The sequence below is a fragment of the Streptomyces brevispora genome (assembly GCF_007829885.1).
GTDB lineage: Bacteria > Actinomycetota > Actinomycetes > Streptomycetales > Streptomycetaceae > Streptomyces > Streptomyces brevispora.
The window spans coordinates 3,251,913-3,265,777 of sequence record NZ_VIWW01000001.1; the positions used below are offsets into that span (position 1 = coordinate 3,251,913).

General features: G+C 69.5%; 11 protein-coding genes, 3 tRNA genes and 1 pseudogene. 8 read left to right on the forward strand and 7 right to left on the reverse strand.

The features are described from left to right. The first annotated feature begins 55 nt into the window (after nucleotides 1–55). Nucleotides 56–970 carry a phosphoribosylaminoimidazolesuccinocarboxamide synthase gene (locus FHX80_RS15035; RefSeq protein WP_145764657.1) on the forward strand — a complete coding sequence of 305 codons (915 nt, stop codon included), beginning with the start codon at nucleotides 56–58 and terminating at the stop codon, nucleotides 968–970. Nucleotides 971–1,030: 60 nt separating this feature from the next. Here the strand turns inward: FHX80_RS15035 and FHX80_RS15040 are convergent. The 7 genes and pseudogenes from FHX80_RS15040 to FHX80_RS15075 all read right to left on the reverse strand — a co-directional run bounded on the left by FHX80_RS15040 (nucleotide 1,031) and on the right by FHX80_RS15075 (nucleotide 4,822). Beyond that, a tRNA-Gly gene (locus FHX80_RS15040) sits at nucleotides 1,031–1,103 on the reverse strand. Nucleotides 1,104–1,125: 22 nt separating this feature from the next. Further along, on the reverse strand, nucleotides 1,126–1,737 hold the full coding sequence (locus tag FHX80_RS15045; protein WP_145764658.1) for a response regulator transcription factor: 612 nt from the start codon (nucleotides 1,735–1,737) through the stop codon (nucleotides 1,126–1,128). Nucleotides 1,738–1,991: 254 nt separating this feature from the next. Next, nucleotides 1,992–2,765, reverse strand: a pseudogene (locus FHX80_RS15050) (sensor histidine kinase); the annotation flags it as partial. 195 nt (nucleotides 2,766–2,960) lie between these two features. Then, a complete protein-coding gene (locus FHX80_RS15060; RefSeq protein ID WP_145764659.1) occupies nucleotides 2,961–3,947 on the reverse strand; it encodes an ABC transporter ATP-binding protein in 987 nt (328 codons plus the stop codon). A 147-nt stretch (nucleotides 3,948–4,094) separates the two neighbouring features. After that, nucleotides 4,095–4,167: transfer RNA gene (locus FHX80_RS15065), tRNA-Gly, on the reverse strand. A gap of 81 nt (nucleotides 4,168–4,248) precedes the next feature. Further along, a tRNA-Gly gene (locus tag FHX80_RS15070) sits at nucleotides 4,249–4,320 on the reverse strand. A gap of 166 nt (nucleotides 4,321–4,486) precedes the next feature. Next, nucleotides 4,487–4,822, reverse strand: coding sequence for a histone-like nucleoid-structuring protein Lsr2 (locus tag FHX80_RS15075; protein WP_208764659.1), 336 nt, complete (start codon nucleotides 4,820–4,822; stop codon nucleotides 4,487–4,489). A 477-nt stretch (nucleotides 4,823–5,299) separates the two neighbouring features. Between FHX80_RS15075 and purS the strand changes: the two genes are divergently transcribed. The 7 genes from purS to purM all read left to right on the forward strand — a co-directional run bounded on the left by purS (nucleotide 5,300) and on the right by purM (nucleotide 13,743). Next, on the forward strand, nucleotides 5,300–5,566 hold the full coding sequence (gene purS, locus FHX80_RS15080) for a phosphoribosylformylglycinamidine synthase subunit PurS (protein ID WP_145764660.1): 267 nt from the start codon (nucleotides 5,300–5,302) through the stop codon (nucleotides 5,564–5,566). Next, a complete protein-coding gene (gene purQ / locus FHX80_RS15085) occupies nucleotides 5,563–6,243 on the forward strand; it encodes a phosphoribosylformylglycinamidine synthase subunit PurQ (protein ID WP_145764661.1) in 681 nt (226 codons plus the stop codon). The genes purS and purQ overlap by 4 nt, the downstream gene beginning before the upstream one ends. Further along, the gene (gene purL / locus FHX80_RS15090) at nucleotides 6,240–8,489 is read left to right on the forward strand and encodes a phosphoribosylformylglycinamidine synthase subunit PurL (RefSeq protein ID WP_145764662.1); all 2,250 of its coding nucleotides are present in this window, start codon (nucleotides 6,240–6,242) and stop codon (nucleotides 8,487–8,489) included. Before purQ ends, purL begins: the two co-directional genes overlap by 4 nt. 540 nt (nucleotides 8,490–9,029) lie before the next feature. Next, nucleotides 9,030–9,668: a TetR/AcrR family transcriptional regulator gene (locus tag FHX80_RS15095; protein ID WP_145764663.1), complete on the forward strand. Its 639-nt coding sequence runs from the start codon at nucleotides 9,030–9,032 to the stop codon at nucleotides 9,666–9,668. A 136-nt stretch (nucleotides 9,669–9,804) separates the two neighbouring features. Next, a complete protein-coding gene (locus FHX80_RS15100) occupies nucleotides 9,805–10,605 on the forward strand; it encodes a maleylpyruvate isomerase family mycothiol-dependent enzyme (RefSeq protein WP_145764664.1) in 801 nt (266 codons plus the stop codon). Between the two features lie 478 nt (nucleotides 10,606–11,083). Beyond that, nucleotides 11,084–12,610 (forward strand): amidophosphoribosyltransferase, encoded by a 1,527-nt coding sequence (gene purF / locus FHX80_RS15105; protein WP_145764665.1) that lies wholly within the window; start codon nucleotides 11,084–11,086, stop codon nucleotides 12,608–12,610. A gap of 59 nt (nucleotides 12,611–12,669) precedes the next feature. Further along, entirely contained in the window at nucleotides 12,670–13,743 is a 1,074-nt protein-coding gene (purM, locus tag FHX80_RS15110) for a phosphoribosylformylglycinamidine cyclo-ligase (protein ID WP_145764666.1), read from the forward strand. Nucleotides 13,744–13,865: the final 122 nt, after the last annotated feature.

Below are 13,865 nucleotides of genomic sequence, written 5' to 3' on the forward strand. Positions count from 1 at the left end.
CACCCGGATACGGGACAATCGGAACGACTCCTGGATCAACCTACGCGGAGGCAGCGTGTCCGGATTTGTAGAAAAGCCCGAGCCCGTGCAGGTACCGGGTCTCACCCACCTGCACACGGGCAAGGTGCGCGACCTGTACCGGAACGAGGCCGGTGACCTCGTGATGGTCGCCAGTGACCGGATGTCCGCGTACGACTGGGTCCTGCCCACCGAGATCCCGGACAAGGGCCGCGTCCTGACCCGGCTCTCGCTGTGGTGGTTCGATCAGCTCGCCGATCTCGTACCGAACCACGTCCTGTCCACCGAGTTGCCCGCCGGTGCCCCCGACGACTGGGCCGGCCGCACGACGGTCTGCAGGTCGCTGCGGATGGTCCCCGTCGAGTGCGTCGCCCGCGGCTATCTGACCGGCTCCGGTCTGGTCGAGTACAACGCCTCGCGCACCGTCTGCGGTCTCGGCCTGCCCGAGGGCCTCACCGACGGCTCCGAGCTCCCGGCGCCGATCTTCACCCCGGCCACGAAGGCGGCCGTCGGCGACCACGACGAGAACGTGAGCTACGAGGAAGTGGCCCACCAGGTCGGTGCCGAGACCGCCGCACAGCTGCGCCGGATGACGCTGGACGTGTACGGCCGGGCCCGCGACATCGCGCGCGAGCGCGGGATCATCCTCGCGGACACGAAGTTCGAGTTCGGCTTCGCGCCCACCGCCGACGGCGGCGAGGAACTGATCATCGCGGACGAGGTGCTGACGCCGGACTCCTCGCGTTTCTGGCCGGCCGCCACCTGGGAGCCGGGCCACGCCCAGCCGTCGTACGACAAGCAGTTCGTGCGCGACTGGCTGACCTCGCCGGCCTCCGGCTGGGACCGGAAGAGCGAGCAGCCGCCGCCGGCGCTCCCGCAGGAGATCGTGGACGCGACCCGCGCCAAGTACGTGGAGGCGTACGAACTCCTCACCGGTACGCCCTGGCAGTAGCCGCCCCGCGGCACACGAAGAAGCCCCCGGCCGAAAGGCCGGGGGCTTCTTGCTGAAACGAGCGGACGACCAGGTTCGAACTGGCGACCTCAACCTTGGCAAGGTTGCGCTCTACCAACTGAGCTACGTCCGCGAGCGCCGAAGCGCGAGGACCACTATACCCAACCCCGCTCCCGCGCGAGACGCACTGCGGTGTGACGGTTCTCGGCGCCGAGCTTCGAGGCCGCCGCCGAGAGGTAGTTCCGTACCGTTCCCTGTGACAGCGAGGCCCGTTCCGCGATCTCCGCCACGGGCGCCCCGTCCGCCGCCAGTTCCAGCACCTCGGCCTCGCGCGCGGTCAGCGGCGAGCCCCCGGCCGCGATCGCGTCGGCCGCCAACTCCGGGTCCACGTAGCGGTTTCCGGCGTGCAACGTACGGATGATCCCGGCCAGCCGGCGGGCGCTGACGGTCTTCGGCACGAACGCCCGCACGCCCGCCGCGAGGGCCCGTTTCAGATGTCCGGGCCGGCCGTGGCTGGTCACGATCATGGTGCGGCAGCCCGGGAGTTCGGACCGCAGCGATGTGGCGACGCTCACACCGTCCGCCCCGGGCATCTCCAGGTCCAGGACCGCCACATCGGGACGGTGCGCACGGGTCATGGCGAGCGCCTCGGGCCCGGTCGCCGCCTCCGCGACCACGATCAGGTCGTTCTCCAGCGCGAGCAGCGCGGCGAGCGCGCCCCGGATCAGGTGCTCGTCGTCGGCGAGCAGCACCCGCACCGCAGTCATCGTCGCTCCTCCAGAAGGGCCGTACGGATGCCCGTACGCGATACGTCACCGGCGTCCTTCGCACCGGCCCGGTCCAGGTCCTTCGCGCCGGCCCGGTCCAGGTCCTTCGCACCGGCCCGGTCAAGGTCCTCCACACCGGCCCCGTCAAGGTCCTCCACACCGGCCCCGTCCAGGTCCTCCGCGCCGACCCCGTCCCGGACCTTCGCACCGGCCCCGTCCCGCGCTCCCGGGACGGGGCCCGTGCCCGGCACGTCACCGGACTTCCCGCGCGGGTCCGGGCGGGGCAGCGGGATTCTCGCGGTCAGCCGGAAGAGCCCGTTGCCCGCTGTTCCCGAGTCCAGCGAGCCGTCGAGTGCGCCGAGCCGTTCACGCAGTCCGGTCAGCCCGGAACCGCTCCCGCCGAAACCGTGCTCCCCGGAACAGCTGCCCCCGGTCGCGGGTGTCGTCGACGCGCCGTCGTTCTCCACGTTCAGCACCCCCTCGTCCGCCGAGGCGGTGAGCCGGATCGTGCAGCGTCGCGGGTCGCCGTGCCGCAGTACATTGGTGGCCGCCTCCCGCACCACCCAGCCGAGGGCGGCCTGGACGGGCGCGGCCAGTTCGGTGCCGCTGTCGCCCAGCACCGCGCACTCGATGCCGGCCGCCCGCAGCACGCCCTTCGCCTCGGCCAGTTCCGTACTCAGATCGGCTTCCCGGTAGCCCCGTACGACGTCGCGCACCTCCTGCTGGGAGGCGCGGGCGATCCGTTGCACCTCGACCATCTGGTCCACCGCCTGGGGCCTGCCGCGCTGGGCCAGTTCGACCGCCAGCCCGCTCTTGAGGGCGATCACGGCGAGATTGCCGCCCAGCACGTCGTGCATGTCCCGCCCGAACCGCAGCCGTTCCTCGGCGACCGCGAGCCGGGCCTGCATGTCCCGTGCCTCCTCGGCCTGCCACGTCACGCTCAGGCTCCACACACTGGGACGTACGGAGATCAGGACCAGCAGACAGCCGAAGAGCGTGGCCGGCACCACGCCGACCAGGGTCCCGCCCGCCGAGATCCATCTGCTCGAACGTCGACCTCATGGCGGTGACCATGGCGGCGGGCATCAGCAGTGCGACGAAGACGGCCGTCCGGTTGCGGGCGAGCAGCGTCAGCTCGGCCCGTCCGAGAGCGGTCAGCCGGCCCCGGACCGTCGTGGCCGGGCCTTCGGCCGGCGCGGTGTTCGCGCGCGTTGTTGCGGTGCTCATGCCACAGTCACCTTTGCCTTCACGTTCTCGTCCCCGATCGTGTTCTCGTCCGCGTCCCCGGTCTTCGCCGCAGACCTCGCGATGTCGAGGAAGGCCTCTTCGAGCGAGGCCGACCGGGCATCGAGTCCGATCAGCTGGACGTCCGACTCCGTTGCCCAGCGCAGCAGTTCGGCCAGTGACTCCTGGAGGTGGTGGGTACGGATCTCGACCCGCGGGCCGTCGGCCGCGGCGCGCAGAACCAGCGGCAGCCGTCCCGCCGCGGTCCCGTGGGGCAGTTCGAACCGAATCCGGGACGGGCGCTCGGCCGTCACCTCCGCGGTGGTGCCCGAGGTCACGGCCCGTCCCCGGTGCATGATCGCCAGCCGGTCGGCGAGCGCCTCGGCCTCCTCCAGGTAGTGCGTGGTGAGCAGCACGGTGATGCCGCCCTCCTGGAGCCGGCGCACCAGCGCCCAGGTGTCGCGCCGCCTCTCGGCGTCGAGACCGGTGGTCGGTTCGTCGAGGAAGAGCACCTCGGGCCGGCCGAGAAGGGCCAGCGCCAGGTCCAGCCGCCGTCGCTCACCGCCGGAGAGCTGCTTCACCCGGACGCGCGCCCGGTGGCCGAGCCCGACCAGTTCCAGGGCCTCGCCGATGGGCCGGGCCCCGCTGGTGCACCCCGCCCACATCCGTACCGTCTCGGTGGTCGTCAGATCGGACGGGAAGCCGCCATCCTGGAGCATCACCCCGATCCGCGGGCGGACGGCGGCGCGTTCGGCGTATGGATCACGGCCGAGCACCCGTGCGGTGCCGCCGTCGGGGCGGGCCAGCCCCTCCAGCAGCTCGACGGTGGAGGTCTTCCCGGCGCCGTTCGTGCCGAGCAGTGCGAACAGCTCGCCGCGTGCCACGGAGAAGGAGACGCCGGTCACGGCCTCGAAGCTGCCCGCATAACTGCGTCGGACACCGTCCGCCTCGATCACGCACTCATGGGGAGTTTCGTCGAAGGTCATGACTCAAGGCTTCCTCCCGCACGGGGCCGGGAGCGGTGCGTGCTGTCATCGCAGTGCATGACAAACGTCATGGGGGATGCGGATATGACCGGGATCCGAATACGAAGAAGCCCCCGGCCGGAAGGCCGGGGGCTTCTTGCTGAAACGAGCGGACGACCAGGTTCGAACTGGCGACCTCAACCTTGGCAAGGTTGCGCTCTACCAACTGAGCTACGTCCGCATTGCCACCACTCGGCTTTCACCGGTGGAGCGAGCACTATTCTACCTGATCCACCGGAGTGGTCGAGGAAGAATGATGCAGAGCGGGTGACAGGAATTGCACACTGCGCCTTCCCCCTGGAAGGGGGATGTTCTACTACTGAACTACACCCGCACGCTGCTTCGGGTCCGGCTTTTCGGCCTTGCCCTTCGGCGTGCTCCAGACTCTAGCCGACCTGCAGGGGTGTAGCGCAAGTCGGCTCCCACGGGGTGTCGCCGAGGAGGCCGGCGACGGGCGGTCTGTTGCCCTCCGCCCGGGCCCGGCCGCCCGGCACTTCCGCTCAACTGGCTTCTCGGAACGCCTCGTAGACCTTCTTGGGAATCCGGCCGCGGGCCGGCACCTCCATCCGGTGCGACCGGGCCCAGGCGCGCACGGCCGCGGGGTCGGGCGCGAGCGAGGTGTGGCGGTATGAGACGGGAACCTTGCCATGCTTACTGGCATTTGTCTGCTTTCGGCCGGCCGCCATGTACGGGGCCAGGACCTTGCGCAGTTTCTTTGCATTGGACGGGTTGAGGTCGATCTCGTACGACTTCCCGTCCAGGGCGAAGGTGACCGTTTCCGCCGCTGCTCCCCCGTCGATGTCGTCGGAGAGTGTGACCACTACACGCTGAGCCACGGATATCGGTCCTTTCCTGCGGCACCTGCGCGTCTGACATGCGCGGATGCCGGCCTTCCGGCTGAGAGCGCGGATGAGGGCCGACTGGTGTCGGCCGTTCCGGGGCAATGTCGCTTTCCCCGGTAATCATTTGTACAGCGATGGGCACCGCATTGTGAAGCCCACCCAATTACCTGCGCGTGTCAGCGGGCTATGTGTGCTGCGGTTGAAGATGTTTTGCCGCAGGATTTAGCGCATCCGCTCTCTCATCCACTCTCGCAGCCGGTCTTGCATCCGCCCTCTCGTCCGGTCTCTCATCCGGTGCCGTATCCGTTGTTGAGTCCGTTGTCGCATCCTCCGTCGCGTTCAATATCCCGGCGTGATCCGGCCTACTCGATATCTACCCGCGTAGAATTTCTGGACGGGTAGGCTGAGGGGACCCGCGGGGGTCTGGGGAACCCCCCGGAGAAACAGCCGCACCACACCACCACACCGGGAGTGCCAGTGGCACGCGTCGTAGTCGACGTCATGCTCAAGCCCGAGATCCTCGACCCGCAGGGACAGGCTGTGCAGCGTGCGCTGCCCCGTCTCGGCTTCGAGGGAATCGCGGACGTACGTCAGGGAAAGCGCTTCGAGCTGGAGATCGAGGGACCGGTCGACGAGGCCGCCCTCGGCCGTATTCACGAGATGGCCGAGACGTTCCTCGCCAACACCGTCATCGAGGACTTCACCGTGAAGGTGGAGAAGGCCGAGGAGTCGAAGTGACTGCTCGTATCGGAGTCGTCACCTTTCCGGGCACCCTCGACGACCAGGACAGCCTGCGGGCCGTACGGGTGGCGGGCGCCGAGCCCGTTTCGCTCTGGCACCGCGACAAGGATCTGCACCAGGTCGACGCGGTCATCCTGGCGGGCGGTTTCTCCTACGGCGACTATCTGCGGGCCGGAGCCATCTCCCGCTTCTCGCCGGTCATGGAGACCGTGATCGAGCAGGCGAAGGCCGGCATGCCGGTTCTCGGTATCTGCAACGGCTTCCAGATCCTGACCGAGGCACATCTGCTGCCCGGCGCGATGCTGCGCAACAACCACCTGCACTTCATCTGCCGCGACCAGAAGCTGCGCGTCGAGAACACGGAGACCGCCTGGACCTCGGACTACTCCGAGGGCCAGGAGATCTCCGTACCGCTCAAGAACATGGACGGCCGCTACACCGCCGACGATCACACGCTCGACGAGCTGGAGGCCGAGGGCCGTGTCGCGTTCCGTTACGTGGACGTGAACCCCAACGGCTCGCTGCGCGACATCGCCGGCATCTCCAACGCCGCGGGCAACGTCGTCGGTCTGATGCCGCACCCGGAGCACGCGGTCGAGCCGCTGATCGGCACCGGCCGTACCGACGGTCTCGGTTTCTTCACCTCGATCATCAAGAAGCTGGTCAACGCATGAGCCTGGACACGGTCAAGCACGCGGCCGAAACCCCGGACACCGAGCAGCCCTGGAAGGAGCTCGGCCTCAAGGAGGACGAGTACGCCAAGGTCCGCGAGATCCTGGGCCGCCGTCCCACCGGCGCCGAGCTCGCCATGTACTCCGTGATGTGGTCCGAGCACTGCTCCTACAAGAGCAGCAAGGTCCACCTCAAGCAGTTCGGCGAGAAGGTGCCCGACAACGACGCGATGCTCGTCGGCATCGGCGAGAACGCCGGTGTGGTCGACGTCGGGCAGGGTTACGCGGTCACCTTCAAGGTCGAGTCGCACAACCACCCCTCGTACATCGAGCCCTACCAGGGCGCGGCCACCGGAGTCGGCGGCATCGTCCGCGACATCCTCGCGATGGGCGCCCGCCCGGTCGCGGTCGTCGACCCGCTGCGCTTCGGCGCGGCCGACCACCCCGACACCAGGCGCGTCCTGCCGGGCGTCGTCGCGGGCATCGGCGGCTACGGCAACTGCCTGGGCCTGCCGAACATCGGCGGCGAGGTCGTCTTCGACGCCTGCTACCAGGGCAACCCGCTCGTCAACGCCGGCTGCATCGGCGTGATGAGGCACGAGGACATCCACCTGGCCCAGGCCTCCGGCCCCGGCAACAAGGTCATCCTCTACGGCGCCCGCACCGGCGGCGACGGCATCGGCGGCGTCTCGGTGCTGGCCTCGGAGACGTTCGAGTCGACCGGCCCGGCCAAGCGCCCGGCCGTCCAGGTCGGCGACCCGTTCCAGGAGAAGCTCCTCATCGAGTGCACCCTGGAGATCTTCAAGGAGAAGCTCGTCGCGGGCATCCAGGACCTCGGCGGTGCCGGGCTCTCCTGCGCCACGAGCGAGCTGGCCTCCGCGGGCTCCGGCGGCATGCGCGTCGAGCTGGACACCGTGCCGCTGCGCGACTCCTCCCTCTCGCCCGAGGAAATCCTCATGAGCGAGTCGCAGGAGCGCATGTGTGCGATCGTCGAGCCGCAGCACGTGGACCGCTTCCTGGAGATCTGCGAGAAGTGGGACGTCATCGCCACCGTCATCGGGGAGGTGACCGAGGGCTCGCAGCTGGAGATCTTCTGGCACGGCGAGCAGATCGTGGACGTGCCGCCGCGGTCCGTCGCCCACGAGGGCCCGACGTACCACCGCCCGTACGCCCGCCCGTCCTGGCAGGACGCGCTGCAGGCCGACGACGCCGGCAAGCTGGCCCGTCCGGTCAACGGCGCCGAGCTGCGCGAGCAGGTCCTGCGGCTGGTCTCGTCCCCGAACCAGGCCTCCAAGTCCTGGATCACGGACCAGTACGACCGCTTCGTGCAGGGCAACACCGTGCTCGCGATGCCCGAGGACGCCGGCATGGTCCGGATCGACGAGGAGTCCAACCTCGGCGTGGCCATGGCGACCGACGGCAACGGCCGGTACACGAAGCTCGACCCGTACACCGGTGCGCAGCTCGCGCTGGCGGAGTCGTACCGCAACGTCGCCGCCTCCGGCGCCAAGCCGCTCGCCATCTCGGACTGCCTGAACTTCGGTTCGCCCGAGGACCCGGACGTCATGTGGCAGTTCGCCGAGGCCACCCGTGGTCTGGCCGACGGCTGCCTGGAGCTCGGTACCCCGGTCACCGGCGGCAACGTGTCGCTGTACAACCAGACCGGCGACACGGCGATCCACCCGACGCCGGTCGTGGCCGTGCTCGGCGTGATCGACGACGTCACCCGGCGTACGCCGGTCGCCTTCGCGGAAGAGGGCCAGCTCCTCTACCTGCTCGGCGACACGCACGAGGAGTTCGGCGGCTCGGCCTGGTCCGAGGTCGTCCACGACCACCTCGGCGGCATGCCGCCCAAGGTGGACCTCGGCCGCGAGAAGCTGCTCGGCGAGATCCTGATCTCAGCCTCCCGCGACGGCATGATCGACGCGGCGCACGACCTGTCCGACGGCGGTCTGATCCAGGCGGTCACCGAGTCCTGCCTGCGCGGCGGCAACGGTGCCCGGCTGGTCGTGCCGGACGGACTGGACGCGTTCACCTTCCTGTTCTCCGAGTCGGCGGGACGCGCGATCGTCTCGATCCCGCGCAGCGAGGAGCTCCGCTTCAACGACATGTGCGGGGCGCGCGGTCTGCCCGTGGCCCGGATCGGTGTCGTGGACGGCGAGGAGATCGAGATCCAGGGCGAGTTCAGCATCCCGCTGAGCGAGCTGCGTACGGCGCACGAGGGGACGATCCCCGCGCTGCTCGCGTAGTTCTTCCCGAGCGGTGCCGCTCGCGTGACACTGTTCGGCGGGCACGTTGGCCGGCTGTCACAGAAGTCCCGCCCGAACGGGCGGGACTTCTGTGCGTTGCCGACCGGCACGACGGGGCAGGGACGGTACGAGGCCCGGTGTCCGGGTGGTGCCGCCGGGGGTGTTCCTCACGCGCTCAGGTTCTGAGGAACGCGTACGAGGAAAACTCATGCGGGAAAGCACGCGCGAGGAAAACGGGTACGAGGAAAGTACGGAGAAGTAAGCGTGCGATCCGAGAAACACGTACGACGAAAAGACGATCCATGGGGAAATCGTGCCCGTCCGCAAAGCGGCCATGGTGCTGTACCGGGTCTGCTGGATCGCCTCCTTTGTGAGGGTTGCCATCAGCGTCCTCGCCGGGCCGCCGGGAAGGGCCTTTTTCGGGCCTGCCGGGGCTCCCTCCACCGCGGCACGGTGCCGCTGCGGAAAACCGCTCCAAAAGAAAATGAACCCGGTCAAATGTTCATCCAGGAATAAGTTTCATCCTGGTACAGTGATGCCATGACCGAGGGGCCGGGGCTGCGAGAGCGCAAGAAGATCCAGACGCGACGGCGTCTGCTGTTCGAGGCCGCAAAGCTCTTCACCGAGCGAGGCTTCGAACAGGTCTCGGTGGCGGAGATCGCCGAGGCGGCCGATGTGTCGAAGATGACGGTATTCAACTACTTCGACAGCAAAGAGGACCTGGTCTTCGCGCCGATGGAGGAACACATCGGCGACGTCGCCGATGTGGTGCGGAACCGGGCGCCCGGTGAGTCCGCCGTGGCCGGTGTGCGCCGCCATTTCCTGGCCGCCATCGAGAACCGGGACCCCTCGGTGGGTGTGAGCGATTCGCCGGTGGCGCTCGGACTCCTTCAGCTGATCCAGCAGACGCCCACGCTGCACATCAGGGCCCACGCCTTCTTCGGCCTCTCCCTCAACCAACTGACCGAGGTTCTCGTCGAGGAGGGGGAGGAGCCGACCATCGCGCGTATCGCGGCCTCCCAGCTCATCGGTACCCGCAACGCCCTGATCACGGAGAACCACCGGCGGCTGCTGGCCGGGGAGCCGATCGAGGAGATCGCCGCGGACGCCGTGGTGATCGCCGGGCGCGGGTTCGACCTGCTGGAAAAGGGCCTGGGCGACTTCGCGACCCGGGTCTAGCCAGGGCGAGAGCCGAAAGCCCCGCCTGCCCCCTGCTCCGGCCCCTGGCCCGTATCCCGCCAGGACCTGCCCCGCACCCCCGAGCCCTCGTCTCGTCCCCCGCAGGCGCCGGGGGCGACACCGTAGGCTCCTCGTCATGCCGCCGTCCCAGAAGCGCGCCCGCCGCTACGACCCGGTCAGGACCCGCACCGCGGTCCTGGCGCAGTTCGCCCATGTCCGGGAAGCCGTCGGCGCCCTGACGCCCCAGCAGCTCGAAGGGCCGAGCGGTCTCGGCGACTGGGCGGTGCGTGAGCTCGCCGTCCATCTGGCCATGGCGCTCTCGCACGTCAGCCGGAACCTGGAGCTTCCCGAGCCGGCCCTCGCCAAGCCCGAGGTCACGCTCCTGGAGTGGCCGTTCTCGACCGCCGGGCGGGCCGAACGGATCGCGGCCGACACCGCGGACCTCGCCACCGGCCACCCGGATGTGGACGCGCTGTACGCGGAGGTCGCCGACCGGTTCGAGTCGCTCGTCACCGATGCCTCCGCGGACCGGCTGCTGCCCACCCGGGTCGGTGTGATGCGGCTCGGGGACTTCCTGGTCACCCGGACCGTGGAGCTTGTGGTCCACACGTACGACCTCAACGAGGCGGCCGGGCTCGACATCCCGTACGACCGCCAGGCGCTCGCCGCCTGCACCCGGTTGCTCACCGACGCACTTGCGGAGAAGGCGCCGGGCGGTTCGGTCGAGGTGCGGGTCCCGCCGTTCGCCGTCGTCCAGTGCGTCCAGGGCCCGAAGCACACCCGGGGCACCCCGCCCAATGTCGTCGAGACCGATCCGGTCACCTGGTTCCGGCTGGCCACCGGGCGTACGCGGTGGGCGCAGGCTCTCGACGCGGCGAAGGTCAGCGCCGGCGGCGAGCGGGCGGACCTCGCCGCGCTGCTGCCGCTGATGGGCTGACGGGAACCGGACCGGTCGGTCGTACGGGACCGAGCACCACACCCTGTCCCGTGAGACCGGCCGATACCGGTCGGTCGCACGGGACCGGGCACCGCACCCCGTCCCTCGCCGCCCCCGGCGGTAAACGCACTCGCCGGCCCGGCCCCCGAGGTGCCCCCTACCGGTCCCGCCGATGTGAGGCTCACCACGAAACGAGCGTTCGGCCACCCCGCCGCGTGCCCCCTGGGGCGGGTTCACTGAGCGCCACGAACCGGTCCGCCGAGTCCCCGGCCCACCGGCCGGAACCAGTCGTTATCCGGCCGTTGATCCGGGCGACGACTGCCCTGCGGCCCCTGCCGCCGCCGCCCGCCCTCGCGCCCTGATCACTCCGTGTGACCGTTCCGGACGCGTCCGGGGGAGGCTGCGGGGGCGCTTCCCCCGTGCTCCGGCAGGGTGTCCCCATTCGGACCAGTGGTTGATCTCGCCTACACTCGGTGGTGTGCCTCGTGGTGATGGACGACTCAACCACGACCTGCTCCCCGGAGAGAAAGGCCCCCAGGACGCATGTGGCGTCTTCGGTGTCTGGGCTCCGGGCGAAGAGGTCGCCAAGCTCACCTATTTCGGACTGTATGCCCTGCAGCACCGTGGACAGGAGTCCGCGGGCATCGCAGTGAGCAACGGGTCCCAGATCCTGGTCTTCAAGGACATGGGACTGGTCTCGCAGGTCTTCGACGAAACTTCTCTGGGATCGCTCCAGGGTCATATCGCGGTCGGTCATGCCCGCTACTCCACCACCGGTGCCTCGGTGTGGGAGAACGCGCAGCCGACGTTCCGTGCGACCGCGCACGGCTCGATCGCCCTGGGTCACAACGGCAACCTGGTCAATACGGCCCAGCTCGCCGAGATGGTCGCCGACCTTCCGCGCAAGGACGGTCGCGCCACCCAGGTAGCCGCGACCAACGACACCGATCTGGTGACCGCGCTGCTCGCCGGCCAGACCGACGACGAGGGCAAGCCGCTCACCATCGAGGAAGCCGCCACCAAGGTGCTCCCCGAGGTGAAGGGGGCCTTCTCCCTCGTCTTCATGGATGAGCACACCCTCTACGCTGCCCGTGACCCGCAGGGCATCCGCCCGCTGGTTCTCGGCCGGCTGGAGCGCGGCTGGGTGGTGGCCTCCGAGTCCGCCGCCCTGGACATCTGCGGCGCCAGTTTCGTCCGCGAGATCGAGCCCGGCGAGCTCATCGCCATCGACGAGAACGGGCTGCGCACCTCCCGGTTCGCGGAAGCGAAGCCGAAGGGCTGCGTCTTCGAGTACGTCTATCTGGCCCGCCCCGACACCGACATCGCCGGGCGGAACGTCTACCTCTCCCGGGTGGAGATGGGCCGCCGACTGGCCGCCGAGGCCCCGGTCGAGGCCGATCTGGTCATAGCGACGCCGGAATCCGGTACGCCCGCCGCCATCGGTTACGCGGAGGCCAGCGGAATCCCGTTCGGCGCCGGACTGGTCAAGAACGCCTACGTCGGCCGGACCTTCATCCAGCCGTCCCAGACCATCCGCCAGCTGGGCATCCGCCTCAAGCTGAACCCGCTCAAGGAAGTCATCAAGGGCAAGCGCCTGGTGGTCGTCGACGACTCGATCGTCCGCGGCAACACCCAGCGCGCACTGGTCCGGATGCTCCGCGAGGCCGGCGCTGCCGAGATCCACATCCGGATCTCGTCCCCGCCGGTGAAGTGGCCCTGCTTCTTCGGCATCGACTTCGCGACCCGCGCCGAGCTGATCGCCAACGGCATGACCGTCGACGAGATCGCCACGTCGATGGGGGCCGATTCGCTCTCGTACATCTCGCTCGACGCGATGATCGAGGCGACGACCATCGACAAGCCGAATCTGTGCCGCGCCTGCTTCGACGGCGAGTACCCGATGGAGCTTCCGGACCCGGAGCTGCTCGGCAAGCAGCTGCTGGAGACCGAGCTGGCGGCAGGCCCTGCGGCGACCGCCGCGGCCGACGCGCTGCGCCGTCCGTGACCCGGACCGTCCGGCAGCCTTCCCCCAGCCCCGTATCTCCACACGAAAGATCCCAGGCAATGTCTGAGACAACAGGTGCTTCCTACGCGGCAGCGGGCGTCGACATCGAGGCCGGCGACCGTGCCGTCGGGCTGATGAAGGAGTGGGTGAAGAAGACCCAGCGCCCCGAGGTCGCGGGCCTCGGCGGCCTCGGCGGCTTCGCCGGACTCTTCGACGCCTCCGCCCTCAAGCGTTACGAGCGTCCGCTGCTCGCCTCCGCCACCGACGGCGTCGGCACCAAGGTCGACCTCGCCCGCCAGATGGGCGTGTACGACACGATCGGCCACGACCTCGTCGGCATGGTCGTGGACGACCTGGTCGTCTGCGGCGCCGAACCGCTCTTCATGACCGACTACATCTGCGTCGGCAAGGTGCACCCCGAGCGTGTCGCGGCCATCGTGAAGGGCATCGCCGAAGGCTGTGTGCTCGCGGGCTGCGCCCTGGTCGGCGGCGAGACCGCCGAGCACCCCGGACTGCTCGGCCCGGACGACTTCGATGTCGCCGGCGCCGGTACGGGCGTGGTGGAGGCCGACCGCATGCTGGGCCCCGACCGCATCCGCAAGGGTGACGCGGTCATCGCGATGGCGTCGTCCGGTCTTCACTCCAACGGGTACTCACTCGTCCGCCACGTCGTCTTCGACCGGGCCGGCTGGACGCTGGACCGCAAGGTCGAGGAGTTCGGCCGGACGCTCGGCGAGGAGCTCCTGGAGCCCACCAGGATCTACTCGCTGGACTGCCTGGCGCTGACCCGTACGACCGAGGTGCACGCCTTCAGCCACGTCACCGGCGGCGGCCTGGCCAGCAACCTGGCCCGGGTCATCCCGGACGGACTGCACGCGACGGTGGACCGCTCCACCTGGACGCCCGGCGCGGTCTTCGACCTGGTGGGCAAGGCCGGTCAGGTCGAGCAGCTGGAGCTGGAGAAGACGCTCAACATGGGCGTCGGCATGATCGCGATCGTCCCGGCGGAGTCGGCCGACGCGGCCCTGACGACGCTGGCCGACCGCGGCATCGACTCCTGGATCGCCGGCGAGATCACGGACCGCGGCGCGCACCTGACGGGCGCGGAGCTCGTGGGCGGGTACGCGCGCTGAGCGCGGGCACGGAAAACGCCACCGGACGCCGGGCGGGTCGAAAGGATCCGCCCGGTGAACGGGGACGGCACGCTCTCCGGATCGGGACAGCACAGAACCCGGTCCGGGACAGGCCCGGACCG

Bases quoted from the DNA above. Each gene is read 5' to 3' on its own strand.
- FHX80_RS15045 (WP_145764658.1), bottom strand. From the start codon at position 1,737: ATGACTGCGGTGCGGGTGCTGCTCGCCGACGACGAGCACCTGATCCGG.
- FHX80_RS15060 (WP_145764659.1), bottom strand. From the start codon at position 3,947: ATGACCTTCGACGAAACTCCCCATGAGTGCGTGATCGAGGCGGACGGT.
- purL (WP_145764662.1), top strand. From the start codon at position 6,240: ATGAGCCTGGACACGGTCAAGCACGCGGCCGAAACCCCGGACACCGAG.
- FHX80_RS15095 (WP_145764663.1), top strand. From the start codon at position 9,030: ATGACCGAGGGGCCGGGGCTGCGAGAGCGCAAGAAGATCCAGACGCGA.
- FHX80_RS15100 (WP_145764664.1), top strand. From the start codon at position 9,805: ATGCCGCCGTCCCAGAAGCGCGCCCGCCGCTACGACCCGGTCAGGACC.
- purM (WP_145764666.1), top strand. From the start codon at position 12,670: ATGTCTGAGACAACAGGTGCTTCCTACGCGGCAGCGGGCGTCGACATC.